The organism is Nitrospira sp. T9, from assembly GCF_052156535.1.
GTDB lineage: Bacteria > Nitrospirota > Nitrospiria > Nitrospirales > UBA8639 > Nitrospira_E.
In genome coordinates, this window is record NZ_JBQKUP010000039.1 from 94,051 (window position 1) to 120,946 (window position 26,896).

Genomic DNA, 26,896 nt, shown 5'->3' on the forward strand with positions numbered 1-26,896 from the left:
ATCACCCTGTCGGTGTGTGAGAAGTTAAGGCCATCAAAACAATGAAAACTTCAGCTCTCCCCATGGTTGCCCCGGATCAATCTTTCGGGATAGTTCCGTTGTTCGAGAAAGCGTTGGCCCTCCATCATTCGCTTCCCCTCAAGGCTCAATCGATTTCCACACTTCAGGTCAATGTCGGGAAGGTTTGTAACCAAACATGTCACCATTGCCATGTCGATGCCGGGCCTCAACGGACGGAAAGCATGAGCAAAGCCACCATGGATCAGATCCTGGACGTTCTGGATCTCACCCCTCAGATTATGACGGTGGATATCACAGGTGGGGCGCCTGAGATGAACCCGCATTTTGAATATCTGGTTGAACAATGTCGGGTACGAAATCGAAAGGTGATCGACCGCTGTAATTTGACGGTGTTCTATGTCAAGGGGAAAGCGCATCTTCCTCAATTTCTTGCCGACCATCACGTGGCCATTGTCGCCTCCCTCCCCTGTTATGAAGCAGACAATGTCGATCAGCAAAGGGGGAAAGGCGTGTTTAATCGAAGCATTACCGCACTCCAGACTCTCAATGACTTGGGATATGGAACAGACGGGACCGGTCTCATGCTGGATTTGGTCTATAACCCCCTGGGCCCTGTCCTTCCACCGCCTCAAGTCGAACTAGAACAAGACTTTAAAGAAGAATTGGGGCAGCGATATGGCATACAGTTTAACCGCCTTTATACGATTACCAATATGCCGATCAGTCGTTTTTGGGATGAGTTACGCGAGGCAGGACAACTTGAGCATTACTACACGCTTTTATTAAATAATTTCAATCCATTGGCTGTCGATGGGCTGATGTGTCGGTCTCTGCTGAGTGTGGGGTGGGACGGGCGCCTCTATGACTGTGATTTCAATCAAATGTTGGATCTGCCGGTCCAGCCGGAATCTCCAGCCTGGATAGACCGGTTCAATTTGACGGAACTGAAACACCGACCAATTGCAGTCGGACCCCATTGCCTGGGATGTACGGCAGGTTCCGGTTCATCGTGTGGTGGAGCCCTGACCTAACCCGCCTGCCTTCCATCGTCAATCATCAGTTTTCGAATCCGGTCTTTCTTTAGGTGACGTCCTCAGGCTTGAAATGCCTGGCGCAATCCTGGCTACAGAAATAATAATTCTTTCCCTTTAGCTCCTGTACAATCGCCGTGCCCGCAGCTACGTATACTTTACAGACGGGATCTTGAATCATCACATCTTTCCCTGGGGTGGCAGGGTCAAGTTTGGGCTGACTCCATTCACGGAAAGCTCGACGAACCATAAAGAACAAGATCACTAAAAGAATGAGAATTGTAATTATTTTATACATGGTGTGTAATGAGCCTATTGAGACAGATAGCAATTTGTAGCATGTTTTCAGGTTTGATTCCACATATGCCGTAAACGGCCATTTCCCAAAATGATTGGTGATTTACATGGCTTTCTTCCATTGCTGTGCCCTTTCTCAACTTGTTAGGATTTTCGGTATGCTGCCGTTGATCTTTTTTCTGAAGCTCGTGGGTCTCAGCCCATGTTGATCCGGGTCATGCTAACAGTTCTCGTATTCGGGGGATGCACGATGAGCCAACCCCTAACGGGAACAATCGTCGATCTGACCTATCCCTTTGAGGAACAGACTGTGTATTGGCCAACGAATGAGTCCTTTCACTGGAAGAAAACGAATTGGGGGCCCAGCAAGCAGGGGTATTGGTATGCCTCGGCAGTCTACTCAGCTTCAGAGCATGGTGGCACCCATCTCGATGCCCCTATTCATTTTGCAGAATCCGGGTGGAGTGTGGATGAAATCCCCGTCGACCAGTTAACAGGTGAGGCGATCTTGCTGGATATTCGAGCACAGGTGGAGTCCAATCCGGATTATACTTTACAGGTTGACGATATTGCCCAATGGGAAATCTCGTACGGTCCAATCCCTCCCAAAGCCATCGTGTTACTCTTTACCGGGTTTGGACAGTATTGGCCGGATAAGGTCCGATATCTTGGTAGCCCCACTCCAGAGGATCCCGCTACGCTCCATTTCCCCGGCTTTTCTGCCAAGGCCATAACATTTCTGCTTACGAAAAGAGATATTTTAGGAATTGGGATAGATACAGCCAGTATTGATGCCGGGCAGTCACGGGATTTTCCCGTTCATCAAATTCTGGGTCGAGCGAATCGCTATGCGTTGGAGAATGTGGCGCATCTCGAACTCTTACCACCCAGAGGAGCTCGAATAACGGCCCTCCCTATGAAGATTCAGGGAGGCACAGGAGGACCGGCTCGAATTATTGCAACCGTGCCTTAGGGGCTCATCAGACAAACACTGAATGAAAGGTTTCCGGGCGCTCATGAAGATACTTGGAAAAATATTGATGCTGAACAAAAGGAAATTATGGTTACGATTACGTTAATGGGTGATTTGCAAACTGTTGATGGGGAGCGAGCTCTTGGATGCGAGATTGCTGACTCCGTCACCATTAAGCAACTGATCAGGAAACAAGGCAAACCGCTTCGGGAAATCTTTCAGTTGTTAAAAGAAAAAAAAGTCATGGTGACCGTGAATAAACGAATTGCCAGTGAAGAGACTAAAGTCTACGATGGAGATGCCGTCTATATTGTCGCTCACGATGGAATGGGACAAAGCGGACTTACGCTCTCACATTATTAATTCAAGATGACCATGTTGATGGGCCCGGGCCAACCGGCTTCTCCAGTGGATCACCCATGGGCTTCGGTCTTCTGGCAGAGACTTCTGTCCTGAGGCGGACATCCTGTCAGCGTATCAAAAGCCTCAGAATCGTCCATCCCCGGTGAGCGATCATTCACGCAAAAAAGGGAGCCGTCCTACTCGAACGGCTCCCCTCGAATGTTGAGATCTGATTACCCTTCCGTGATTTGAATCTTGCGAGGTTTGGCAGGCCCCACCTTTGGCAGAGTTACTCGCAATACTCCATTATTCAGTTTGGCTTCAATATGTTCCTGATCAATTACTTCAGAAAGAGTAAATTGTCGGAAATATTTCCCGGTCTCGTACTCGCGTAAAACATGCTCCTCTTTCTCAGGAACAGAAACCGACGGCACACCGCTTAAAGAAAGCACATCGTTACGAAGATCAATTGAGACATTTTCGGATGGCACCCCGGGCATATCCGCCACAATTGTCAGGGCCTGATCGTCTTCAAATATGTCAACATTGGGTGAAAACACCCGACCAGGGATTGTTTGTTCCGCATCCGATTTGACTTCCCGCTTATCCCGTACTTGTATGTCCTGCGTCTGTGTTGTCATGTGTTCATCCTCCTTTATTGAATGAGGGTTTCCCCATCACTCGCCTCTGTTTCAATCTTTACCCTGAAATGGCGATTTTTTTCGGTTTAGCCTTTTCGGCTTTAGGCAGGACTACCATTAAAATACCGTGTTGATATTTTGCTTGCACTCGTTCACTGTCCACATCCGTGGGTAATGCTAACTGTCGTCGTATTTTCCCGGCTTCCCGTTCTCGACGATGATATCGCACAGTAGATTGCTCATCCGGAATCGCCCGCTCACCTGTGACAGTAAGATTTCGACCTGTGACCGACACCTCCAGTTGATCGAGCGTCATACCGGGAACTTCCGAGCGAACATATACATTTTCGCTATCCTGTGACACATTCATAAGGGGATAGACGCCCGCTGGAGTATCCCAACCATTCACCCTGGATAGTCCATTGAACAAGTGCCCAAGATCCCGTCGAAGCCGGTCCAGCTCTGAAACTCCACCAGAAAAACCATCAAACGGCCAATTTTCCAATCTTCGAATGACCATAGTTTACCCCTCCTCTTTGAACTTCTCGTACTTCATCCTTCCACATGCTTGCTAATTCCTCATGGTACCTTCGAAGGTCAAACATGCATCGATGTTACTTATAAAATAATTTCAAAATTCCGGGAGTCAAGTAGGGCGATAGTATTCGGGGAAATGCCTAAGAGGAGTGGGAGATTATTCGTTACATCGGTACAAAAGATCGCGGGAGGAACGAGAATGAAAGCGGAGGTAATGAGAAACACAGGGAACCCAATCAGCCTAATTGACCTGAAGAAAGCCATAACCACATCCCTCTCACTTCAAACTGTCAGGCCTTTTAGATCATCCGGGAAGGAATAACACAACCTTGTAATGGCGTGCCTGTTTGTTTGAAACAGAAAGGACTTGTCCTGATCGTAGTGGGGAATTGTTGCCGGCATTGGGGGAATGTTTTTGGAAAACGTCTTTGCGTAAACCGTCTTTGTGTCGGTGCATGGGCGTTCGGGCCATGACGATCATGATGGTGCACAATATGGCCGCTATTGACATTGCTCAATCCAAATCGTGAAGGTATTCCTTTCCCGGCAGTATTTCGCGGTCTGCGGGAGGGCCGCTCACCATTTCAAATAAGGAGGATACGATGAATCAGCGATCTTTCGGTCTCGGATTACTGTTCCTCATGATGTTGGTATGGAGTGGATGCGATTCCGGCGAATACGGAAAAGAAACGAAACCGGAACCCAAAGCGGAAAGTACGCCAATGTCGCCGGCCGATGCTCCGGGCATGGTGGAAACGCCACAGGTGGAAGGTGCCCTGATGGCAACTGCCGGAGTGGCCGGTGCAGCGGAGAATGAAGAAGGAGTCAATCATTTCCAACAGGGACATTGGGAGGTGGCCCAGGAACATTTTACGAAAGCCGTAGCCGCGAATGCTGACCTTCCGGAAGCGCATTACAATCTTGCGCTCGCACTGGATAAGTTGGGAAACCACGGCGATGCGACGAACCATTTCAAAAAGGCCTTGGAGCTGGCTCCGGCTGATCCGATGATTGCCGGTTCTAAAATTCTTCAGGCCCATGTGGGCGGGTGAAATGCTCCCGTTGAAATAGGTCTAACAAGTCAGAAGGATTGTCAAAGGACTTTGACGGGCATTCTTGTTGTTCACCTAGTGAGGTCCACGGCTGCGCCGAATTCCGGTAAAACATTTATCACCGATAGGAAAAAGCTATACCTTGAGTGCTAGGAGCCCTTCTCAAAACAGGGGTCGCACCGGGATTGTTTTTTCCACTACCAGACTAGTTACGAGAACCGGTTTCAACTCATCCCACACTCACTGAAAAAATTTTGCCAGGCTCTCCCCCCATGGATGCATTGTATTACCCCTTTCATTTGTGTCACGAACAGACGCTTCATCAGATTTTGAAGGATTATTCTCCTGTCCATTTTCTGGATTTTATGGCCTTGCAATTAACCCCATTCATGGGGGCAACAGGGTTTCCAGACCGGATGGGAGATTATTATTCGGAATTATTAGAGAGGGGTAGAATCATTCAAGGGCATGATGTCAGTGGGCCGCTGAGTCCGACGATGGTTACGGCGGTCAATCAGGATCTCGCCGATCCTCTTTGGCGATCGATCTTTCAGGAGGCCTTAAAGGATGATCGACGGTTTCAGCGAGGATTAGTGGCATTCTCCCAGGATAGCCAGGGCCGAAGTTCCGTCCCGACAGACGTAGCGCTTTTGGCGGCCTTCCAACAGCCGGAAAGAGAGTTCGTGTTTTATACCGTCGAAACCCTTCAAGCTATGAGCCGAAGGCGGTTGGCGGAACAGGAGAACCTGACATTTGAGTATGGATTTGGATTGATTAAAACATCTGCGGCTCTGGTCTATAGTATTCAGCTCTGCCAACGGCTGGGCCTCGTTGCCGTCACCGATTCGCCTGCCCATCATCAGCTGCTGAGTAGGACGTTTCGGCGGGATAACGTGGAGTTAAGCTGTGCCTGTGTGAAGCGGGAAGGGTACTAAAGAGGAATATAGAACAATGCCGGCTACCGGGGGGGTTCCTCATTGCGGATTCGGAGAAAAACCGGAAAGCGAGGGATGCCGTTTTCGGTCAATCCCTGGTGACGAAATGTGACCCGGCTTTGTAACGGTGGCGGGCGACGCCGTTCCTCATGACTGAGCCCGCTTCCGATAAAGAAGATGATCCCATTATCCGTGCGCACCTTGAGTGAACCAATCAGACCGGCAAACTGACCTTTGCCTGGTCGATACCCGATGACTGTGGCCTCAGCATCAGTGAATAATTTCAACTTCAGCAAATCCTGACTTCGGCCACTGGCGTACAACGCGGTGTCCCTGTGCAGCATCAACCCCTCACCGCCTTCATCGATCACCCTGCTCAACCATTTCAACAAGTCTTCTTCGCTCTCGACCCGCTGTTGTTCAATGATCCCCAAATAGGAAGAGGCGCTTCCGGACTTCAAGCCATTCATCGCGATCACCCGTTGGGCGAAAGTTCCGCCATGTGCCGGGAGATCAAAGATCATGAAGCGCACATGTCGCCATCCCTCATGGGGGTGTTGTGTCCGGACAATGGATGATACCTCTTCATATCGCCCTCGACCCATCCATAACTCTCCATCCAAGGGCATGGCCGACAATCCTGTGGTAAACCATTCCGGTGCCGCAAACACATTGCCGCCTCGCGAAATCAGATGTGTTCCATCCCAACGAGCGCGGACGCCGTCGAGTTTTTCGCTGACCCGGTATTGGCTGAGATCAAGACCCTGCCGGTAGATGTCCGCTAACATCAGTTCGGGGATCGTGCCGGCTTGTGGGACAGAGAAGGGAACAAGAATGATGAGGAGAATGACCGCAAACAGGCAGTTCTGAAGTCTGCGACCAGACGCCGACAGGCGCAAACGATCGGGCGTTAAATTTGGCGGGGATAATCCAGGAAGGGATTGGTCTACGTTATCTCCTCCTCGGGAAGGAATGGTCTGGTCAATCGGCAATGGTGTCAAGAAGTTCGATTTCTTCAGGTAATAACGCCAATTGTCCGGACTGGAGATCGTCTTTCATGTGTTGTTCGCTGGTCGTTCCGGTCAACGGGAGCATTCCGATCTGCATGGCAAAGCGAAAGATCACTTGGGCCGGACTCGTCCCTAACCGTTTGGCGATGGCCCGTATGTCGGGATCGCCCACCACGTCCCTGTTGGCCGTCAGGAGTGAAAAGCCCTGGTAAATGATGCCATGAGATTGGCAAATCCCCCTCACTTCTCTATCCCATCCATGGGAGGCATAACACCGGTTCTGCACGACCATGGGTTTAACCCTCGCTTCCGCACAAAGTTGGGTGAGTTGTCCGGCCGTGACATTGCTGATGCCAATTATTTTAGTCTTCCCGGATTGATAGAGCTCCTCCATGGCCGCCCACACTTCCCGGTCCGATTCTCCCAATCCGAATCGTGAATAGGGCCCGTGCAAGACATACGAGTCCACATAGTCGGTGTGAAGGTGGGTCAGCGAGCTGGCAAAGGATTGCTGCACCTGAGTGGTGAGATCGGCTGAGACATCATAGGGCGTACGATGGTCCTGTCCGTTCACCGGCGTAAATTTGGTCTGCAAAAACAGGGCCTCCCGCTTCACTCCTTTCTTGTCGAGGGCCAGCAGAGCTTCACCTACCAGGTCCTCCCGGTAATGAATGAGCTGGTTGGCCGTGTCGATGGCCGTGAATCCCGAAGCCACCGCCAATTGCACCAGATGGGTCGTGGCACCTTCTTTCCATGCCGTGCCATACATCAACGAGGGAAGTGGGACATTATTATGTGCTGTCAATGTCATAACGATTCCTCCAGATTCAACGACCTACCCGGGTTGTCTTCTTCCTGTCCAGTTTCTATTGCTGAACGATGGAAATGTGGGACCTATTCTAGCTACTTCGCTTGTATTTTTCAGGTCTTCAGTCGGTATTTTGGAAGAAATGGAAGGGGCCGTGGAATTTGCCCCCGTTAGGAATGGGGTCATGGACTGCCTGGGCAGCAGATATCCCGGGAGAGACACTATCAATTCCCACGGTTGCCGGCCAGCATTCTACAGATGTTCCCGGCCATGGGGAGAGCGAAGATCCTGATCGGGACCGAGGGGGATGATACCCGTGGGGTTAATGTCATCGTGGGTGATGTAGTAATGGCGTTTAATGTGATCCATATTGACGGTGTCCGCCACGTCATCGTATTGATAGAGATCCTTGAGGTAGCCAAACAAATTGGGATAATCCATGATGCGCCGGATATTACATTTGAAATGTCCGTGATACACCGCGTCGAATCTGATGAGCGTCACGAACAGACGCCAATCTGTCTCTACCGGGTTCCTGCCAAAGAGAAACCGTTGTATGTTTAATCGCGATTCTAATCCATCCAAGGCCTCAAATAGACGCCGGACAGCCTGTTCATAGGCTGATTGAGACGTCGCAAACCCTGCGCGATAGACACCATCATTTACCTGTTCATAAATATCGTTATTCAGTTGGTCAATTTCCTGCCGAAGATCAACCGGAACGAGGTCTAACGTACTGACTGTGAATTGATTAAAGGCTGAATTGAACATCCGCATGATGTCGTCATCGGAATTACTCACGATACGGCAGGTTTCCTTGTCCCACAACACGGGCACGGTCACGCGTCCACGGTAAGCCGGATCGCTCGCGTAATACGCCGCACTTAGAAACTGAAACCCGTTGACCGGGTCGGTCGAATGCCCAGGTCCGTCTCGAAAGGCCCAACCCCGGTCATCCCGAATCGGATCAACCACCGTCATCCCAATCACATCTTCCAACTGCTTGAGCTTTCGCACAATAATCGTGCGATGCGCCCAAGGACAGGCCCAAGAGACATACAGATGATACCGCCCACGCGCCGCAGGAAATCCTGAACTGCCGTCATCAGTCACCCATTCCCGGAAGGCATCACCTTGCCGTGTAAAAGCACCTTCACTTGATTGTTCGTCAGGAAATTGCGGTTTTTTGTTCATCATATTCTCAATGGCCTTGCCCTAATAATTGAAAAGCCGTTTTGACCGAGGCCTTTTCCCTCTAAAGATCCATTGAGAAAAATAACCCTCAGTATCCTTAAAGTTTATCTCACTTAGATCTGAAAAATAAGTGGTCTTGCCAATATCTTGAGAACCCATAATTTCTAATTTACTTTTTCAGAGTTTTTCTTGAAAATTAACGAGTGTTAAAAATTCCCATTCTTGATATCATCTTTTTCAGTCTGTTTCCTGGTTCTTTTCTAATCTATATTGTAGAAAAAATTAAACGGAATTATGTTTAATGGAATCTTTTATTGACACACCTTTAGATAAAAAAAGGATTGGCCTTGTTAAAATTCTGCATTCGCTTAGGCAGAATCTTGACCTTTATTGCTTGATTTCTGTCAATGTGGAAGAAATCAACCAGGTAGCCGGGAAAAGTTTTTGGGGTCATTTGCAGAGATTGGCAATTCAAATGATTTCCTTGGAACTCTGCAAGATATATGAAAAGGAAAGAAATTTCGAACTTAACTCTATTGACTCTGTTGTTTTACAGCTTACAAAAGATAATGCTCTGCAATTAGATTACTGGAAACTCAAAAGTTTTATTCAGACTTACAAAAGTCCACTTAAGGATGGACCATCTATCTCTACGCTTCAGGCTACTATTGATTTATTCTTAGAAGCTTTTCAAAAAGATTTTGAACGCTTTAAATTCGTTAGGGATAAAATTATTGCACATTCCGAATATGACGTAGATGTTTCCTCTCTTCCCTCCTATGACACCATGGAGAGGCTTTTCATTTTTGGGGCAGATTTTTATGACCTTGTTTCATCAGCATTTGGCGATGTTTCCCCTGTTCCCATCAAAGATGACAGGCGAGTTAAAACTAGTTTAATAAAGGTTCTCAACCAATTAGGTGTTGAGAGATTAAAAGAAGATATGGAATAAAATTATGCCATTCCAATTATTAGCATTTTCAGAAATTCGCACTGAAACTTAGTAAGTAATCATAAATAATCAATTGATATGAAAAGCAATTTAGAAAATGGCAATCAGTGAAACATTTGAACAGTTTCTGCGTAAAACCGCCAGTGAATTAGTGGCGTTCTCCCAAAAGTATTTAACGCCACTTAATGCCTTTTTATCTTTGTCAATGGACCCAGAAAAAACCGAAGACATTATCGAATGTGGACTTACGGTAGATTATATCAACGCTAGTTTGGATGAAATTCTCACTCAAGACTGTTTTCTCCATCAGTGTTGCGGGGACATAGAGCGTCTTGCTTATGTATTAGACATTCTCTTTTTCAGCCGGCTCCCACCCCTATCCACCTCCGACTCACGTAATTCTCTATTTGATTTTCCCAATCCCATTGATCAAAGTATTGCAGAACTCGAGACCTCGCTTTACGGTCAAGGGCCTTTTGAAAAGAAAGCATTTTTTCATCTTTTTAATTTTGATGTATGGGATATTGAGGCACTTCCACCTCCTCCATATTCGGGATGGACCATCGAAAAGCAAGAGTGGCGAGCCAAAGCTCAGTTACTTGGCGAAAATACATTATCGAGTTTTCTAAGTCCTCCAGGGACAGGAGATTTCTTTCTGGTTGTTAAGGATAGTGAAGGGTTTGATTCTGAATTGTTGGGTGACTGGCTAAATCGTCGTTGGCATGATGCCTCACCTTTTTGCCAAATTCTGCAATATGCCAAAGATGCTATTGTGGATATTGATTATGTCGTTCCCTACTTTAACCCACCCTGGGTAAATCAAGTCCAACGAGGAGGTCTGTATTATTTGGGTACCCCGAGGCAAGACAAACCTCCGGAAAACTTATGGTATTTAATTTCACCCACCGAATCAGAAACAATTGAGTTGTTTTGGGGTTTGCATCAAAAACATGCAGAAAAATTTACAAAAAGTGGACCTTCCCTTAGAAAAGCGATCGGTATTGCGGGGGATTTTTATGAAGATGGTCATAAAAAGGTAAGTCGGATAGAACAATTCGCAGATCTTATTATTGCTTTGGAAGCCCTTTATACACCTTCTGATCAGGCCGAGCAAACATTCAGAATTTCACAAAGTTGCGCAGTTTTACTAGGAAATACATTAGAATCAAGAGAAAGTACATTTGAATTTCTCAGGGCAATGTTCAAGAAACGAGGAAAGTTATTTCACGGTCAGCATGACCCGTCTACTGAACCCCCAGAAAAATTTATCAATAATGAAGATTTGAAAAAACTCATCTCCATCGTCAGAAATTCTATCTTGAGATTCGTTGCCCTCCTTCTTCGAGGGGAAAATGATTTAATAAAAGTTCGAAAGGACATCGAGAGAGCAATTTTGGATGAGACCTTTCGTTGTGAATTTTTAGAAAAGACTGACTATGAATCGCTTCTAAGTTCTGATGGCGACAAGAGTATTTTCTGACAGCCCGGTTTCCACAGATCCTATTGCATTCTGCTTAGGCTTAGCTCTGGTTCATCTTTAATGATCTGGGTTAGCTCCTTCCACAAATATAGTTCAGACCTTCTATTTCCCAAACTAAAATAGGTTCAGCCTAATTCATAAAGAAAATCAACATAAAGCTGACCTGGTCTGGCAGTTGAAATATGCGGGGACTCCCACCCTTATGGGATATAGAAAAAGTCCCAACCATTTTAACTAACCAACGAAAAATGCCCACGAGCAGCAACCCCGCAGATGTTAATGCGAGACAGACCATGGTGATCTTCAGCTCCGGGAATGGCACTGACATTGATTGCCAGAAGTCCGGTCACAAAGGCAATGAAGCCTGCTCTGGGAGGGAATGGTCTCAGAAAAAAGCTGAGAATGGTGTGTCAAGGTAGTTGATAGGTGAATTCCGGCCATGTGGCCTCACCGTGGATGGCTCCTGATTCGGTTACTCCAATTTCCATGCGGGACTGAAACGGGGTGGTGCCGGAGATTCCGGTGAATCTGCCGGTTCCCCACATCCAGATGAATTCTCCCTCACACGTCTCCGCCAGGCTCTTGCAGGACCACCGGGAATGGATGACTTCGTGTGTGTCGGGGATCATCATCGTGCACGTTCCAAACGAATCCCGGGCTTTGGTCTTGGGATCAATGTTCATCGACACCTGGCAACGGATCTGTGCCCGATTGAAAAGCCCGTGTGACTTCTGCAAAGGAGTGCGCTCTTCAAGAATGCCGTTTACCTCTCCATGGAAAAATTTTCGGTAGTTTTCCATTTCAAACATGTTGCCTTTGCCCGACCAGTGACCAATCACATCCCCACTGAGAATCGTCGCACTCCAACTCCCCTCAGCAAAGCCGAGTAACAAGAGCAGGCTGACGCAACCAAATTTTAAGAATATCATGCTTAATTCCAATCCTGTTTTCAGTCTAAAACCGACAGACAGTTTTTGCAGTCCAGAGATCCTCAAGCTGGAGCTGAAACAGACTATGGTGAAGGTCCACGGTTAAGAGACACTAAAATGTAAGACATATGTTTTTCTCAGGCACGCCCGGATATTTGGGTTCATCAAATTGACTAGATCTACAGTGCTGCCCTTAAGGTCTTACAAAAGGTATCGCTCGCATTGAACATTTATATTGAAAAACCCAGGGTTTTATAGAGTACCCATTTCTGAAATTTACCCTTATTAGTACGTTAATAAGGGCCGGAAATAATTTCGCAACCGTTTGGAAAGGCAGGCTACCTATGGAACGGATTTCCTTTTGTCCTACACTGGCAGCCCCTCTGAATAAATCGGAGGTCGCGTCCTCCAGGAATGATAAATCTCAATGGAAGACTAAGGAAAATCGTCCATGTTTAATGGTTGTGGGGAATGATTCTGCGGCAGCGGGAACGTTGAAAGAGGCGCTAGGGGAATGGGGATACGATGTTGTTGCGGCAAGGAATGGATGGGAAGCTTTGGTTCTGGCGGGTCGCCGCCCGGTGGATGGAATGCTTGTAGATATGGATATGCCCATTATGGACGGGCGAACCATGTTAAGTGAATTGCGATGGTTGGGGCATCAGATGCCGGTGCTGATTATGTCAAACGAGTCGGACGAACAGGTTCATCCTCAACTGTTGATGGAAGGAGCCCAAGGCTTCGTTTTGAAACCGCCTCATTTCCAATCTCTCCAGCAAACTTGCAGAAAAGGATTTGCAAAGTAAGGCGTTGAGGAATATGCCTCTCCTATTTTCCCCATTGGATCGAATAAGAAATAAAAGAGTCTCCGTAACGGGCTTCATATTCCTGGACTGCCTTCCTTTTGGGAAGATGTCACTGGTAGCACACCTCTGAAAGTCGGCGCACATGGGAGGAGTCATGAATTGGCTTTTTCACTTTCTGCCTATTCTTTCCCGATTATAATCGATCATTCTGCAATTAATTATTAATGTCTAATGTCGCCGGACCATTTTCTTTCGTGTCAGAGGGATAGCTCCAACCCTTAGATTGTATGATTTACCCTAATGTTATTGTTTATTTTGAAACATTAAACCTTCACGGAAATCTCTAGGGAGGGATAGCATCTCTCGTTTATCCTATGAAGTTTATGGGTTTTTTCACTTAAAACTCGTTCCAGGTTTGTTTGGTCCGTATTTTGCTGTTAATTCAAATATATTGGTATTTCATTTATATAGTTCTTTTTAGTTAGTCCGATCATCGGTTTATCCGCCCTCCCCCTTCACCCAATGGTTTTCTGGTTGAAACCGGTTTGAAAGAGAGGCCCTCTCATGAACCACCTGCCTTCATCTCCTCCATTGGCAAAAGACTTAATGGACCCAAAAGCCTTACCACTAAAAAGTGGGAAATTCGAGAACGATCTGGCTTTGCAATTCCTCTCCGGTCAATATTGTGGATGGCCGGTGGTTGATTCCACCCGCAAAATTCTTGGAGTCGTGTCGGATCTTCGGCTGTTCGAGGCCGTTTCACGTTTGGATTCGCTGGATGAACTCAGAGTCGAAGACACCATGACCTCGCCGGTTTATGTGCATGAGAGTGAATCGCTTGATTCCGTGTTGAATCTGATGACCCAAAAACACATCCAGAGAATGCCTGTGGTGGGTGGTCAGAATCTTGTCGGAGTCATTTCCAAGGCCAATGTGTTACGGCATTGTCTCCCAACTTCGACTCCTTCCCAATTCGTTTCTGCGTGCGCATGGTGTGAACGCGTGCCGGATCCCTTTGTCGCACCAGCAGGTGCGAAAGGAAGGCAGACATTAGCGTCCTTCCTGTCGATGGACCATCTCAAATTCTCTGAGATCAATCTTGTGCATACCTATTGCCCTTCTTGTCTGCAAACCCTTCAGGCACTCAATCCAGCATCAGAGAGTCTGTCCTATGATGAGGCCGAGACCCAGGAAGTCCGTCCATGTCTGTTGGTGGTGGATGATGATCCTTCTGTGGTTAGGCTGTTAAGTCAGGCGCTCGAGGAATGGGGATATAGGGTCCTTGTTGCAAGAAATGGATGGGAAGGCTTGGCTGTGGCAAGCCGCCAAACCGTGGATGGCATTCTATTGGATATGGATATGCCCGTTATGGATGGGAGGACCATGTTGGATGAATTACGATGGTTGGGACATCAAATGCCGGTGCTGATGATGTCTGGCGCGTCGGACGAACGAGCCCTCCGGCAATTGTTACAGGAAGGCGCTCAAGGATTTTTTGTGAAACCGTTTCACCTGAAATCTCTGAAGGAAGCCTGTCGCAGGATCCTGCAAAAGAATGAGGCGCCGTCCTCTTTTCGCTACCATGTGGTCTGATCAAGCTACAGAAATCTAGGCCGTCAGTTAAACGTGCAATCCCGCTGCCGCATGGAAAAATCTTGTCAGCATGACGGGGGAGTCCTCATAAGGCAATGCCTTCGCGACGCAACAAGCTTCTTAAGCTCTGAATCACTGGAAACACCTCCTGGTTCCAGTCGGCGCCCTGTCGATCAAAGGCTTTCTGTTCTTCCTCAACAATCCATCGATCTTGTGCAAAAATTCCATTGGTAAACCACACAATAAACGGCCACAAAAGGTGGATGAGGCCGGGAATTGCAGGTTTTCGGACCATCATCAACCCAAAGGTGTGATTGATTCGTTGTGCTGAATCAACGGGAACATACACATTCCAGAGATTTAACGCGGGGTGAATGCTTCCGGCTGTCCAAAACTGGAGCGTTTGATAGGGGTAGTTGGTACAGATGGTCATCAGATCGTGCTTTGGCCCATCTGTTGATGCCTTGGTTCTCCCTAAAATGAGTTTCTCTCCGAGTGGTTGTGAGCCTTTGATTCGAGAGAAGGTATAGTCGACTTCCACGGCATGCGGCCGCTCTCGAAGTTCCAGAAAGACCGTTCGGATCCCGCCCATGAGTCGGCGATGCAAAAACTGATGGTTCATATCCATAAGGTTCTCATGCATGAATGAGTAATGGCAGCCCACCTGACGGTCAAGGTATCGAGTTTTATAGTGCGGATCATCTGCTAAGGATACATCCGGGAACCCGATCTCATTCACCTGGCTTACTGCCCCCGGAAACACAAATACCAGCCCATAGGCTTCACGACAGGGAAAACTCCTGACTCCTGCTGGGCGTGGTTGGTTCTTTTCTAAATAGGGGACACCCATGCATCGCCCTGTCTGGTCAAATGTCCATGAATGATACCCACACTGGACATGCTCTCCATGCACTACCCCGCAATGCAGGGGAACCTGTCGATGGGCGCATCGGTCTTCGAGCGCATACACCATTCCACTTACGGTTCTGACCAACACGATGGGATTGCCGGCAAAGGACACTCCAAGCATTTTTCCCTTTTTCAGATCTCTGGAGCGTGCGAGCGGATACCAATTGTCCGGGTGAAGACCGGTTTTTCTTAAATCAACTGTGAGAGGCGTTTTCCCGGACCGGGAGGCAGAGCCTTCCAGGTTAATGGGAACGCCGCTTTCCTTCTGCCTGTCTAGGTGCATTTGAGATTGTTCAATCATGAATTGCTCCAAAAAAGAAGACAACCGTGAAGGGAAAGGCCTGTGAAATTTCAGCGATATAGAGCAATAATTGGAATTGTATGAGGTCTTGGACTGGCATTAAGCGCGGTGAAGAATAAGAGGGTAGGGGCTTGAAAGGTTCCTTATTGGGGCACAGTATAGATCGTGTAATCAAAAATATCGAGTCGAAGCGAAACTTTTTCGTAAGCCTCCTTAGGTCACTGGCAACTCACATACCCGCAACCCATGTGTTTGGAAAAATATCCAAGAGTTTAGGGTATGATGAGAAAATCAGGAAATTCCTTTAGTGTAAGGATTGAGCGGCCAGGATCGACATCAAAGGATGGAAAGTTGTGAAGCCACCAAAACGTTCATGGCTGGGAACAGAATCAATCGGGCGAGCGTTATTGATTCTCTCCACCGTGTTTATTTTAGCCTTGTTCGGCATCCTGCTCTATACGATCACGACAATTCAGAATCAAAAGCTCGACAGTGTGCTGGTAGATCTGGCTGGACGACAACGGATGTTATCTCAACGACTCATGAATGAAATTTTATTGACTTCGCAAGGGATTCCTGCTGATTACCGGTTCACCCAAAAGATGTTGAACCAGACTCTGAATGTGTTACTCGTCGGTGGACAGGCTGTGGTGAATCCGGAAAGTGGCGATACGGCGGTCCTTCCTCCCCCTCCATCTCAGGAAATACGACAGGCTTTAGGAGAGCAACAAACACTCATGGCTGAATTTATGAAAAGGGCTGATACCTTTCTGAAAACGCCATCCGACCATCCCCAAAATTTTTTGGAGTTAGACGGACTCCTGGCTTTAAATGCCCGATTGATTGAAGTCGCCAACAAGGCGGTCAAGTTATACAGCAGAAATTCCCAGAAAAAGATCTCGAACATGATCGTTTGGGAATCTTTGATCGGTATCTTAGTGATACCGTTCGGAATTCTTATGACGCGACAGGTCAAATTGGCCAATCAGGAACTTGAACATGAAATTCAGGAACGCTCCAGGATAGAAAGGGCTCTACGCTATCGAATCGAAATTGAAAATCTCATGACGAATCTTTCAACCCAATTCATCAGTCTTGAAGCAAAAGATTTGGATGCGGAGATTAATCGGGCGCTGGAAGCCATCGGAACGTTTGGAGGGGTGGATCGAAGTTATGTGTTTATATTTGAGGATGACGGTACGACCATGAACAATACCCATGAATGGTGTCAGGCGGGTATTGAGCCCCAACTATCAAGACTTCAGGGCCTTCGAATGCAGGACATACCCTGGTTTGCAGAACGTCTGATCTCCGGCCCATTTTTTCAAATCTCAAGCGTGGCAAATCTTCCACTCGAGGCTACTGCCGAAAAGCAGGAATTTCAGAAGCAGCAAATCCAATCGCTGGTGATTGTGCCTATGGTCTTGCGGGGAAAGTTGTTCGGGTTTCTTGGTTTTGATTCAGTCCAGCATGAAAAGACCTGGTCCGAAGAAGACATCAGGCTCCTCCAAATGGCCGGAGAAATATTCGTAAATGGGTTTGAACGACAACAGGTAGAGGAAAATTTACGAAAGAGTGAAGCCGCAAAAGTTGAGGCCTTTCGTCAAAGCGATGCCCTTAAAACCGCGCTGTTGTCTTTAGTTTCCCACGAACTGCGGACTCCACTTACGGCTATCAAGGCCTCCATAGCCGGGTTGATTGAACTTTCCAGACAGGATGCATCCAAGGTGCAGCAGGAATTTCTCCAGGGTATCAATCAGGAAATCGATTTTTTAAATGGATTGGTTGATAATCTTCTGGACATGTCAAAGGTTGAAGCGGGAACGCTGGTTCCTCATCGTGAATGGCATTTATTGGAAGATTTGGTCGAAGGCGCAATCAGACGGTTGGAAATGTCTTTGAAAAGCCGATCGTTGCAAGTGAACCTGGGGGAGAAAATTTCACCTATTTTTGTGGATGGGATGGAAATTCAGCAAGTCCTGATCAATCTGTTAGATAATGCCATTAAATATTCTTCCCCAGGCTCCTTGGTCAGCATTGTTGGCCGCATGACGCCTAACCAGGTGGAGGTAAGGGTCTCCAGCGAGGGGGAAGGAATCCCTCAGGAAGAATTGGTCAGTATTTTCAACCGATTCTATCGGTTAAAGGGTCCGCGGACACGACTCATTCGTGGGACCGGTCTCGGATTGGCGATTTGTAAAGGTATGGTCGAAGCCCATGGTGGTCGGATTTGGGCCGAATCACAGAATCGAATCGTGACGATTTGCTTTACGTTGCCGACCCCTGATGCACCCCCTATGATAAATTTTGACCGGGAAGAGGAGTAAACGGTTTACCCATGGCGCTTGGATCTCGAATATTAGCTGTGGATGATGAGCGGCAAATACGTCGTTCTTTACAGATTAATCTTGAGGCAAAAGGATATGAAGTCCTGACGGCTGACACCGGAGAAGAGGCCCTCCAAATTATGAGCCACCGCCTTCCGGACCTGGCCCTTGTGGATTTACTGCTTCCCGGAATGGATGGCATCGAACTGACCCGCCAGATCCGTGAAACCTACCAGATTCCAATCATTATCCTATCCGCAATTGGGGAAGAAGCGAAAAAAATTGAAGCTCTCGAAGTCGGGGCAGATGACTATGTCACCAAACCGTTTAGCATGGAAGAACTGACGGCGAGAATCCGCTCGGTCCTGCGGAGGACATCTTCAATTTACGGCACCGATCCCGTGTTCACATTTGGAAATTTACAGGTTGACTTCGAGAGTCGAAATGTCTGCATTCGAAACCAGACGGTGAAATTAACCCCGACGGAATATGATCTGTTGAAGTACCTCATTCAGAATTCCGGAAAAGTATTGACGCATGGAACCATTCTCCGGGCCATTTGGGGTGCGGGATATAGCGAGCAGGCTCAATATTTACGTGTCTTTATTGGAAATTTAAGGAAAAAATTGGAAAAAAACACGGCACGACCTCAGTATATTCTCACCGATCCCGGAGTCGGCTATCGATTTGCCACCGATTTTGAGGAAGATGAGAAAACCCCCTGATTGTCCGTTTGCATGTAAGGGGTTCGTTATCAATAATTGTCCCTTACCTTCTCAGTTCCTGTAACCATTTCCTCTCTTTGTGGTTTCTCTCGTAATTTCTCAGGCCGCCTTGGCTTGACTTTCTTCCAGCGCAACATCCTTCCAAAAACGCGTCGGCAGGCCCTGCATTGCCCATCAGGATTGAATGTATGGCCTCTTTATTCGCTCCTGGGTTGGCGAGTGACTCAATCCGTTCTTCTTTATTTCATGAAATTTGTTACTGCCCAACATCGTATTCATCTATACAGGAATCAGGAAATGGCGTCATCAGGAATCTTTATGAAATCTTTATTTGAATGGGTCACAAATCAAATAGATTCTTTATGGGTTTGAAATTTACCATCTGGATGAACCACAACAACCGGTTGGAAGAAGTAAGGAATCGGGAGGTGAACAGATGAAAAATTTGAACTGGGCAATAACCTCTCCCACTCTGACTGTGTTAGGAATTTTCCTTTTATTCCTATCGATCTGTGGCCCTGCACCGGCCTCCACCCAGCCTTCGGATGTGAGGGTCTCAATGGATTATTGGGCACCCTATTATAGACCGGCCTTGGCCATTGTTCCCGATGGAGTCTCGATTCATGTTGTGAATCCTACTTCATCACCGCATAGCGTAACACACGATGGTTGTCGAACAGGTGGGCCTTGCGCATTTGATACTGGTGGCGTTCAACCCGGGCAGGAATTCACGATCCCTTCACTGCCTCCCGGTCGGTATTCCTATTATTGCGTGCTTCATCCCATCATGAGGGGTGAAATTATTGTTCTTCCCCATCACGCGGTCATAAGCCAGGGTACGTTACACGATCACCTCACGGTCACTGATGTCAAGGCGTCTCAGTAAAGACATGGTTGTGGGCATGCATTCCATATTCATTCGTTCATTTATGCGATGGATGATCATGGATGGGACGACCTCTCCACCCGATGCCGGCACACATACAATGAAAAGTCAAAAGCGCATTCTCATTGTCGACGATGATGCGGACGTCCTCCTGTTTCTGAGAGATCGTCTGAATGCCCTGGGCTTTGAGGTTCTTACTGCTGCCAATGGGAAGGAAGGGGTTGAGGCTCTTCAACATCACACGGTCAATGGGGTACTTCTCGATTTATCCATGCCGGTCATGGGTGGCCTTCTAATGCTGGAACAATTAGCGCAGTCTTCAACGCTTCCGCCGGTGATCGTGATGTCACCCTCTGAACACCAATCGGAAATTCAACTTGCCATAATTAAGGGAGCGATGGACTATCTCATCAAACCGATCGCTCCAGACGTATTGACCGAAAAATGTCTGCGCCTCTTTTATTAAAAACCTGCGAATCCAGGAAGGATTTTTATCCACAGAAAGGCGGCCATGAAGAATGGTAAATTGAATATTTCTCCGGGAATTCCCAATTCTGATATATCACGAATCCAGGAAAGTTTTGAGATCGTGGCGTCTCACGGAGAGCAGATTGTTTTTCGATTTTATCATGTGTTGTTTGATAAATTCCCGGAGTTTCAGACCTTTTTCCCGCAGGCCCAGTTAGCCCAACAATACGCGGCGTTTCTAAGCGGATTCCGCACATTGGTCTTGCGCATGGAAAACCCTGAGGAATTACGTTCTTCCCTCGTTCATTTAGGAGAACGGCACAAGAAATATGGTATTAAAAGCAAACACTACCCTCCGGTCGTATATGCGCTCTTGCATGTGCTGACGGAATTGGGTGGGGAAGGCATGGATGGAAAAACCTATGATGCTTGGGAAAATTTTCTTCACCTGATGAGAGCTATTATGCTTGAATGTTACTCTCTGGAAAAGTTGCCTGGTGAAGATGGGCAGGAGAATTTTCTCAGCACTGGGGCAGGAGGCAACACAAAAAGAATTCTGCTTATTGATGATGACCGCCAACTTTTAGACCTGTATCAATCATACTTGGAGCTCGAAGGGTATCTATGTAGTCAAGTTTCAGATGTGACCTGGGCATTTACCCATATTCAAATGAGTTACTATGACCTTGTCCTGACGGATTTCCAAATGCCTGCGATGAATGGCATTCAGTTACGGAGAAATCTTGAATATGTGGGTAATGGTTGTTGCCCCCCATTTGTCTTGGTGACGGGGAGTCCCAATCAGGAGATTCGAAGGCAGGCATTAGACGCCGGATTCGAGGCAGTGCTGAAAAAGCCGCATGATCTTCCTGAACTGAGTTCTCTCGTAGGAAAAGTTTTGAAAAAATCTACCGGTTTTCAGGGAAATCTTCAGGATATGTGAAGCGGGGTTGGAAAAATGGGGAAGAAATTTTCCCATAAACTACCTGTATGTGTTTACTGGGTAGTGAAACTGCAGGGCTTGGCAAGGCATTATATCCGTCAAGTTTTGATAATCACCTGCCATCTCCGGGCTCCTTGTGGCCCCTTTTGTTCGTTCTCCATGCATCGTTCATTTCCACTCAGGGGTGTACTGTGGGTGTCCTGGCCAAATAGCAATGCAGATGTAATGAACAGTTTTGGCAGGCATCCATCACCATCCCGCTGTCCATATCCTCACAAAAACGAACGCAAGCTGTTCTTAGCTTGAAAAATGAGTCTATCTTTCTAATCTTTCCGGTTGCATGGGAATATACATATTAAAAGGCACCGTCTTTTGAAAAGGGCTTTGATGGATCAATGTGACCGGAATGGATATTAATTGTTTTTTCCATTCGTGAATTTGTCTTAGTGGGCATGGGTTACCATTCGTGTGGCCGATTTTCCTCTCGTCTTTTCACACAGAGGTGAGGGTGTGTATTGCATGTGGCTTGTGTCTGGCTGATCCCCTGAGGTGGATGGTATGATTGGAGCCTACATCCATTTTTTTTGGAGAGGACGGTCATAGCATGGATATTGACATATTTCGCCAAATGGTGGCCAAAAAACCCGATGGGTTTCTAGGACGATATGGGCTTGGAGACAAGCTACTGAAGGAAGGGGAGCATCTTGAAGAAGCCGTGGAGCACTTGCGTGTTGCGGTCACATTAGATCCCATTCATGTCGCCTCCCATTTGGCTTTAGGACGGGCATTGGCTGGACTGAAGCGTCATGAGGAGGCCAAGACTGTGCTGGCGGCGGGTATCGATGCGGCTTTGTCAGGCCGTTCCAGCGGGGGTGGGGATCTCGTTCCGGAGATGCGTGCTCTTATTCAGGAATTGGGATAAGGGGCTCTTTCTATTAACGTGCCTGAAGATTGGTTGTCATATTTACCCAAATTTTTTTTGTGCAATGCCTTCGGTGAATTTTCACGACGATGGTGAGATGAACATGCTGATTTCTACGACCACGGTCGGGATATAGCTCCTAATAGCCTCAATAGTCTCGTCACAGTTATGAGGGCTTCCACACCGATTCTGGAGAGACTTCGAAACATTCGAATGTAACTTGGTCCTTCGATTCCAGGGGATTCTCGGAGGGCCTCGATTCCAATCGGCGTGGATCCATTGGAGAGTCCAAATTCACCTACATAGTCATCTTTACTAGACATCCAACTTTCTATCAGCCTGGAAGCACTTAGTTCAATCCGATTGGCCGCGTTATCAATAATGGTCTGGACGCATGGAGCGACGAGGGGAATGCATTCGCTTGTGCCGAAGAAAAATTCGGCTGGGTAGGTATTTGAATCTGAGATAGTTCAACGGGTTGGGAAGCACAAAAAATTGTTCCGATAGAAATTTTTGAGTTTTCGGAGTATCCTGAGGCTGCCCAATCGTTTCCAATGAGAGATGTGATTGACGATGGGGTGGTCAAAGGAATCTAATAAGAAAAATACGATCGATGAATTGGTCCATTGTTGCCTTATCTGATGAGGGCAAAGGGACACTTTTCTAACCCTTTAACTTGTGAGGTTTCCCATGTTGGTGAGGATTTCCTACCTATTTGGACCTCTTGTTTTTTTAGGATTTGGCCTGATCGGGGTGTCTGGTTCCTGGGGGCAGGGAGTACCTGGTCAATCTGTGGAAGAGTCGGGTGGTTTTGTGATTCCGGAATCGATTAAGGGGTTTGATGAGCAAAAGGTCAAAAATGATCCCATCTGTGATTCCAGCGTCCGTCCTCAAATTGATCATGTAAAACCGGACGAAATGAAAACCGGTGATAGTGTTGTGGTAGAGGGAAAGTATTTCGGAAAGAAAAAAGAGTGTTTGCACGGTGTGACTTTTGGTTCAGTCCCGGCCAAAGTATTTTCGTTTGTGGATGATGAACGCGTGGAAGTCGTCGTGCCAGAGGGATTACGATCCGGCGTCACATTTTTAAATGTTGAGACGGGTGGTGGAACGGCACGAAAGGGAATTTTGATTCGATCAAAAGACTGAGTGCATTTCGCAAGTAATGGAACCCATTTTTGAAGATCTCACTCCTGGTTTTCGGTTTTGAATCATTCATGGATTGTTCCCCTTTTTTTCTGTCCAATATAAAGGTTGTGTCAATCGGCATCTCCTCTCATCAGCAATTGGCTTGATTGGATCGGAAAGGTTTCAAATGGCCTGAGAACGTTTTCACCCGCTTTCCTATCTCGGGTCCGTGTTCTTGTTTCTCCCACTTAGCGAATCCTTAAACGGCTTTGGCAGGGGTGAGTATCGAAGGGTTTCTCGGACCGCCGCGCAGGACATCCCTTTTGTCCTGTCCTGTCCCCATCTTCTTTCTCAACAAGATTGGAAACATTATTGAACTAATTGTTCGCGTTTAAACTTCGCCATGGCTTGTTTCTCACATTCCGGGCAAATGCCATGGGTAAAGGTCATATTGGAGTGAGCGGTAAAATAGGTTTCCAGTTGGTGCCAGGTCTCCCTCTCATCACGAATTTTTTTGCAATCCGCGCAGATAGGTAAAAGGCCTTCGAGCAATTGGATTCGTGTGAGGGTTTCTTCTCTTCGGGCGATGAGCGCATTGCGATGATACAACAGTATGGCAATGATCCACATTGCAAAAAGCGCTAATCCACGATTCGTGAAAACTTTCCAAATTGGGACAACCAAGGGTTCGGGTGAGTAAAAAATCCCGACAATGGTCAAGATAGAACAGGTAAGGACTATTGCGGGCATAGCCCATGCGGGATGCAGAAAAGACCCGATCAAGACGGCTAAGATATACGGGATGGCACAGGCAACTCCCAAGGGTATGTGAAGGTCTACATAGAATGTCGCGACAATTAGGAGAAGGGACAAGGCCCAAATCCTCGATTGTGGATGTTGGAGGCTGCGGTTTCTTTTCTTTCCGTTCTGCAAGGATATTCTCCAAGTGGTCGAACGTGAGAATCGAAGTGCTTTTCCGAAATCCGGCCTTATGCGCCAAACAAATTTTGCGGCATTATAAATGAGTGGAGGACGGTATGATAGTTTCTGTTAGTGGGCAGTCTTAGCGGAGACTTTGGTAATTTTGTCTTGAAAGGGCAACAAGAGATTGAAAATCGTGAGATGGAGTCGGAAGTCGTTCCCTGTGACAAACAATCGCCAACCAGTTATCCCCATTATCCATGATGCCAGATGGTTAACACCGGGTCTGCTGTTCGCGGACTGAGGGAAGCTTGATGAAGATAGTTGCCGACACAGATGAGGCCGACATCTTCCGCGATGCCTCGCGCCACCTCTGCTTCGTCGGTACTATGATTGATCATGACGAAGGTTCCGCCAATGACGAGATTATTGGCAACCTGGGCGAATACAGCGGCCGGATTAAATAAGCTAAGCGGTAATCGCCAGGCCAGTAAGGGTTTGGGAGTGACGAATGGATACCAGGCCGTAATAATATCGGCCTGTCTGGTGAACCGGCGAAAGTCGGCAACCACATACTCGGTTTGCGACAAATCTTGAATGTGCCCCCTGGCATAATCGATGCGGCTTCGCCTGTTACAATACAGACGATGCCCATCTACCTCGACGCCTGTCAGCCGGTTTGGATGGAAGAACGTGTGTAGGGCCGCAGCATAAGCGAAATTGGCACTCCCAAGATCACAGACCCGTTGGTTGAGCGGAACAGGCCAACCAAGAGCATGTCTGGCACGATCCAGTATGTCCAGATAGGAATAATTCAGAAGAGCAGTTTCGGGAGTAAGCGATGTTTCGAAGTGCGAGCGATATGACTTCGCCAGCTCTTCGGTTCTGTGTTGTTGGGTCGGTGTAAGATTGGTCAGTGGCCCCTTGGGATATTCGCGGAATGGTCCACGAGACCATCGCAGAGCTTGCGAGGCTTCATACCAGAATCGATGATAGCTCGATCGGAGCCGGTCGGTCAGGGACATCCCTTTTGGCCGTTGGCCATTGAGCCAACCGGAGTCGTGTCCCGTATTTCTCATTTCTGGAATGACCTGTTCAAGAGGGACTGTTATCTTGATCGCTCTTTTATGTATTTCGGTAGGGGTGAGAGTGGTCTTAAATGATCATGCGAGAATGGTCGGCATGAATCGCCTGAGCGCCTTGTGCTATGGTTATTTTTCTTTTACCAGATAAAGGGATTATGATACGTGACAAGGAGGAAAGCGCATGATTTATGAAGTGGAAGGTGACATTTTATTAAGTGAGGCCGTGGCTGTCGCCCATGGTGTAGCCCCCAATGACAATTTTGCGAATGGATTGGCGCTTGCGTTACGGGAGCGGTGGCCCGCGATGTACAAAGACTTTCGGCATTATTGCCAGGTTTCCACTCCGAAGTCCGGTGAGTTATGGAGTTGGGCCGGTGCCGGGAACGTGCGGATTATCAATCTCTTAACACAGGAAGCTCCACCGAGTCATGGGGCCAATCCGGGAAAAGCATCGGTTGAAAATATCAATCATTGTTTGAAAGCGCTTCGGAAAACTATTGAATCCGAAAAGTTCAGCAGTGTGGCGTTGCCACGGCTTGCGACCGGAGTGGGTGGCTTGGATTGGAAGGATGTGAAACCATTAATTGAAAAGCATCTTGGAGATTTATCCATTCCCGTGTATGTGTATTCCACCTATCATCCAGGAGTAAAAGCCAAAGAACGCTAACGCCGAGCGTAGCCCGTCCTGTTTACCGAATTACGAGAATGGATCGCGTTGCCTGGTGGAGCACGGTATGGGACACGGTGCCCAACACAAACCGAGTGATCGTTGAAGGGTGGTGCATTCCCATCACCAGGAGATCTGGTTCCGTGATTGAGGCCTGTTCCAATATCGTATTCGCCGGGGCTCCTAATCCCACATATCCCTTTACTGAATCGTAACAGCCCTTGAGTTGACTGACGGCCTGCTCAAGAAAGGTTTCGGTGCTCTCTAAAGCCTGTTCGATTTTGTCCTCCGGTGCAGAGACCCCTCCGCGAAAGAGGGAACGTGGAAGTGGAACCACCGACAGGAGCGTGATCTCTGTCTGTGGTTGAAAGGGGTGTTTCGTCAAAAACTGTTGCACCTTTTGAATGTCAGCGGGGCTTTGGATGGCAATCAGAATTTTCTGGATTTCCATTAATGGCCCGTTGATGATCAGGACTGGACAGACTGCGTGGGTCAGAACCCGTTGCGAAACACTCCCCAGAAAAAGCTCCTCTACCTGCCCTCTACCACGAGCGCCCATCACAATGAGCTCGGTGTGTTCTTCCTGGGCCACCGATAGTATGAGCTCGGCCGGTGAGCCTTCTTCCAATCGGGTTTCCAGCGATTTCACCTTGTCTGAAAGGAGAGTCTTGCTGCGTGTTAAAGCCTGCTCACCGTCTTTGCGAAGTGCTTCTTCAGCGACTTTCGACAGGTCATAGGCAATTTCAGGCCCGAGCATAGAAAATGTTAACCGAGGGAGATCAATAACGTGCAGAATGGTCAGGGTGCTGACTGAGGTTAAACTCATAACAGCCTTTGTGGCGTGGGAGGATTGTTCCGATCCATCAGTGCCCAGGAGTACTCGCATTGTTCATTTCTCCTCTTTCATCTTTTCATGGTGATCGTGCATGGTCCTGCCTTTTTAGACGGCCTGTGTCTGGGGCTTGGGTCTTTGGTCAGCGCTGCATGTTTTTTATCTTGAGTCAGGCATTCAA

28 protein-coding genes are annotated in these 26,896 nt (G+C 47.6%); 17 read left to right on the forward strand and 11 right to left on the reverse strand.

Annotated features, from left to right (window positions below; all coding sequences use genetic code 11):
• Positions 1–41 precede the first annotated feature (41 nt).
• Complete coding sequence (arsS, locus tag ACTRXD_RS16375; protein ID WP_442432861.1) at positions 42–1,052, forward strand: arsenosugar biosynthesis radical SAM (seleno)protein ArsS; 1,011 nt, start codon at positions 42–44, stop codon at positions 1,050–1,052.
• 49 nt (positions 1,053–1,101) lie between these two features.
• Here the strand turns inward: arsS and ACTRXD_RS16380 are convergent, their stop codons facing one another.
• On the reverse strand, positions 1,102–1,350 hold the full coding sequence (locus ACTRXD_RS16380; RefSeq protein WP_442432862.1) for a YHS domain-containing protein: 249 nt from the start codon (positions 1,348–1,350) through the stop codon (positions 1,102–1,104).
• A gap of 249 nt (positions 1,351–1,599) precedes the next feature.
• Here ACTRXD_RS16380 and ACTRXD_RS16385 point away from each other — a divergent pair, with 249 nt between their 5' ends.
• A complete protein-coding gene (locus ACTRXD_RS16385; protein WP_442432863.1) occupies positions 1,600–2,322 on the forward strand; it encodes a cyclase family protein in 723 nt (240 codons plus the stop codon).
• A gap of 87 nt (positions 2,323–2,409) precedes the next feature.
• On the forward strand, positions 2,410–2,685 hold the full coding sequence (locus ACTRXD_RS16390) for a MoaD/ThiS family protein (RefSeq protein ID WP_442432864.1): 276 nt from the start codon (positions 2,410–2,412) through the stop codon (positions 2,683–2,685).
• 212 nt (positions 2,686–2,897) lie between these two features.
• On the opposite strand, the gene ACTRXD_RS16395 is transcribed toward ACTRXD_RS16390, so the two are convergent.
• Positions 2,898–3,305, reverse strand: a complete 408-nt coding sequence (locus ACTRXD_RS16395; RefSeq protein WP_312645926.1) for an Hsp20/alpha crystallin family protein — start codon at positions 3,303–3,305, stop codon at positions 2,898–2,900.
• 58 nt (positions 3,306–3,363) lie between these two features.
• On the reverse strand, positions 3,364–3,825 hold the full coding sequence (locus ACTRXD_RS16400; RefSeq protein WP_442432865.1) for an Hsp20/alpha crystallin family protein: 462 nt from the start codon (positions 3,823–3,825) through the stop codon (positions 3,364–3,366).
• A gap of 619 nt (positions 3,826–4,444) precedes the next feature.
• On the opposite strand from ACTRXD_RS16400, the gene ACTRXD_RS16405 reads away from it, so the two are divergent.
• Together ACTRXD_RS16405 and ACTRXD_RS16410 are read left to right on the forward strand one after the other, a co-directional pair.
• A complete protein-coding gene (locus tag ACTRXD_RS16405; RefSeq protein WP_442432866.1) occupies positions 4,445–4,894 on the forward strand; it encodes a tetratricopeptide repeat protein in 450 nt (149 codons plus the stop codon).
• 272 nt (positions 4,895–5,166) lie between these two features.
• Positions 5,167–5,829 (forward strand): hypothetical protein, encoded by a 663-nt coding sequence (locus tag ACTRXD_RS16410; RefSeq protein ID WP_442432867.1) that lies wholly within the window; start codon positions 5,167–5,169, stop codon positions 5,827–5,829.
• 23 nt (positions 5,830–5,852) lie between these two features.
• Here ACTRXD_RS16410 and ACTRXD_RS16415 read toward each other — a convergent pair whose 3' ends face one another.
• The 3 genes from ACTRXD_RS16415 to ACTRXD_RS16425 form a co-directional block, all read right to left on the reverse strand.
• Entirely contained in the window at positions 5,853–6,830 is a 978-nt protein-coding gene (locus ACTRXD_RS16415; protein WP_442432868.1) for a DNA ligase, read from the reverse strand.
• The gene (locus tag ACTRXD_RS16420) at positions 6,811–7,650 is read right to left on the reverse strand and encodes an aldo/keto reductase family protein (protein WP_442432869.1); all 840 of its coding nucleotides are present in this window, start codon (positions 7,648–7,650) and stop codon (positions 6,811–6,813) included. Before ACTRXD_RS16420 ends, ACTRXD_RS16415 begins: the two co-directional genes overlap by 20 nt.
• 249 nt (positions 7,651–7,899) lie before the next feature.
• A complete protein-coding gene (locus ACTRXD_RS16425; RefSeq protein ID WP_442432951.1) occupies positions 7,900–8,841 on the reverse strand; it encodes a glutathione S-transferase family protein in 942 nt (313 codons plus the stop codon).
• 301 nt (positions 8,842–9,142) lie between these two features.
• Here ACTRXD_RS16425 and ACTRXD_RS16430 point away from each other — a divergent pair, with 301 nt between their 5' ends.
• Both ACTRXD_RS16430 and ACTRXD_RS16435 read left to right on the forward strand, forming a co-directional pair.
• Positions 9,143–9,793 (forward strand): AbiU2 domain-containing protein, encoded by a 651-nt coding sequence (locus tag ACTRXD_RS16430; protein WP_442432870.1) that lies wholly within the window; start codon positions 9,143–9,145, stop codon positions 9,791–9,793.
• 97 nt (positions 9,794–9,890) lie between these two features.
• The gene (locus ACTRXD_RS16435) at positions 9,891–11,273 is read left to right on the forward strand and encodes a hypothetical protein (RefSeq protein WP_442432871.1); all 1,383 of its coding nucleotides are present in this window, start codon (positions 9,891–9,893) and stop codon (positions 11,271–11,273) included.
• A 410-nt stretch (positions 11,274–11,683) separates the two neighbouring features.
• On the opposite strand, the gene ACTRXD_RS16440 is transcribed toward ACTRXD_RS16435, so the two are convergent.
• A complete protein-coding gene (locus ACTRXD_RS16440; RefSeq protein WP_442432872.1) occupies positions 11,684–12,202 on the reverse strand; it encodes a hypothetical protein in 519 nt (172 codons plus the stop codon).
• A gap of 344 nt (positions 12,203–12,546) precedes the next feature.
• Between ACTRXD_RS16440 and ACTRXD_RS16445 the strand changes: the two genes are divergently transcribed.
• Complete coding sequence (locus tag ACTRXD_RS16445; protein WP_442432873.1) at positions 12,547–13,008, forward strand: response regulator; 462 nt, start codon at positions 12,547–12,549, stop codon at positions 13,006–13,008.
• A 564-nt stretch (positions 13,009–13,572) separates the two neighbouring features.
• Positions 13,573–14,601 (forward strand): response regulator, encoded by a 1,029-nt coding sequence (locus tag ACTRXD_RS16450; RefSeq protein ID WP_442432874.1) that lies wholly within the window; start codon positions 13,573–13,575, stop codon positions 14,599–14,601.
• Between the two features lie 85 nt (positions 14,602–14,686).
• Here the strand turns inward: ACTRXD_RS16450 and ACTRXD_RS16455 are convergent, their stop codons facing one another.
• Positions 14,687–15,811 carry a Rieske 2Fe-2S domain-containing protein gene (locus tag ACTRXD_RS16455; RefSeq protein ID WP_442432875.1) on the reverse strand — a complete coding sequence of 375 codons (1,125 nt, stop codon included), beginning with the start codon at positions 15,809–15,811 and terminating at the stop codon, positions 14,687–14,689.
• A gap of 353 nt (positions 15,812–16,164) precedes the next feature.
• Here ACTRXD_RS16455 and ACTRXD_RS16460 point away from each other — a divergent pair, with 353 nt between their 5' ends.
• From ACTRXD_RS16460 to ACTRXD_RS16490, 7 genes are all read left to right on the forward strand, one after another.
• The gene (locus ACTRXD_RS16460; RefSeq protein WP_442432876.1) at positions 16,165–18,138 is read left to right on the forward strand and encodes an ATP-binding protein; all 1,974 of its coding nucleotides are present in this window, start codon (positions 16,165–16,167) and stop codon (positions 18,136–18,138) included.
• Between the two features lie 11 nt (positions 18,139–18,149).
• A complete protein-coding gene (locus tag ACTRXD_RS16465) occupies positions 18,150–18,863 on the forward strand; it encodes a response regulator transcription factor (RefSeq protein ID WP_442432877.1) in 714 nt (237 codons plus the stop codon).
• A gap of 436 nt (positions 18,864–19,299) precedes the next feature.
• On the forward strand, positions 19,300–19,749 hold the full coding sequence (locus tag ACTRXD_RS16470; protein WP_442432878.1) for a cupredoxin domain-containing protein: 450 nt from the start codon (positions 19,300–19,302) through the stop codon (positions 19,747–19,749).
• A gap of 16 nt (positions 19,750–19,765) precedes the next feature.
• On the forward strand, positions 19,766–20,215 hold the full coding sequence (locus tag ACTRXD_RS16475; protein ID WP_442432879.1) for a response regulator: 450 nt from the start codon (positions 19,766–19,768) through the stop codon (positions 20,213–20,215).
• A gap of 45 nt (positions 20,216–20,260) precedes the next feature.
• Positions 20,261–21,160, forward strand: a complete 900-nt coding sequence (locus ACTRXD_RS16480; RefSeq protein WP_442432880.1) for a response regulator — start codon at positions 20,261–20,263, stop codon at positions 21,158–21,160.
• A gap of 604 nt (positions 21,161–21,764) precedes the next feature.
• Positions 21,765–22,082: a tetratricopeptide repeat protein gene (locus tag ACTRXD_RS16485; RefSeq protein ID WP_442432881.1), complete on the forward strand. Its 318-nt coding sequence runs from the start codon at positions 21,765–21,767 to the stop codon at positions 22,080–22,082.
• A gap of 690 nt (positions 22,083–22,772) precedes the next feature.
• Positions 22,773–23,231 (forward strand): hypothetical protein, encoded by a 459-nt coding sequence (locus tag ACTRXD_RS16490; RefSeq protein WP_442432882.1) that lies wholly within the window; start codon positions 22,773–22,775, stop codon positions 23,229–23,231.
• Between the two features lie 348 nt (positions 23,232–23,579).
• Here ACTRXD_RS16490 and ACTRXD_RS16495 read toward each other — a convergent pair whose 3' ends face one another.
• Positions 23,580–24,083 carry a hypothetical protein gene (locus tag ACTRXD_RS16495; RefSeq protein WP_442432883.1) on the reverse strand — a complete coding sequence of 168 codons (504 nt, stop codon included), beginning with the start codon at positions 24,081–24,083 and terminating at the stop codon, positions 23,580–23,582.
• A 302-nt stretch (positions 24,084–24,385) separates the two neighbouring features.
• Positions 24,386–25,210, reverse strand: coding sequence for a hypothetical protein (locus ACTRXD_RS16500; RefSeq protein WP_442432884.1), 825 nt, complete (start codon positions 25,208–25,210; stop codon positions 24,386–24,388).
• 187 nt (positions 25,211–25,397) lie between these two features.
• Between ACTRXD_RS16500 and ACTRXD_RS16505 the strand changes: the two genes are divergently transcribed.
• Positions 25,398–25,883, forward strand: coding sequence for a macro domain-containing protein (locus ACTRXD_RS16505; protein WP_442432885.1), 486 nt, complete (start codon positions 25,398–25,400; stop codon positions 25,881–25,883).
• 22 nt (positions 25,884–25,905) lie between these two features.
• Here ACTRXD_RS16505 and ACTRXD_RS16510 read toward each other — a convergent pair whose 3' ends face one another.
• Positions 25,906–26,769, reverse strand: coding sequence for a universal stress protein (locus tag ACTRXD_RS16510; protein ID WP_442432886.1), 864 nt, complete (start codon positions 26,767–26,769; stop codon positions 25,906–25,908).
• Between the last annotated feature and the right edge of the window lie 127 nt (positions 26,770–26,896).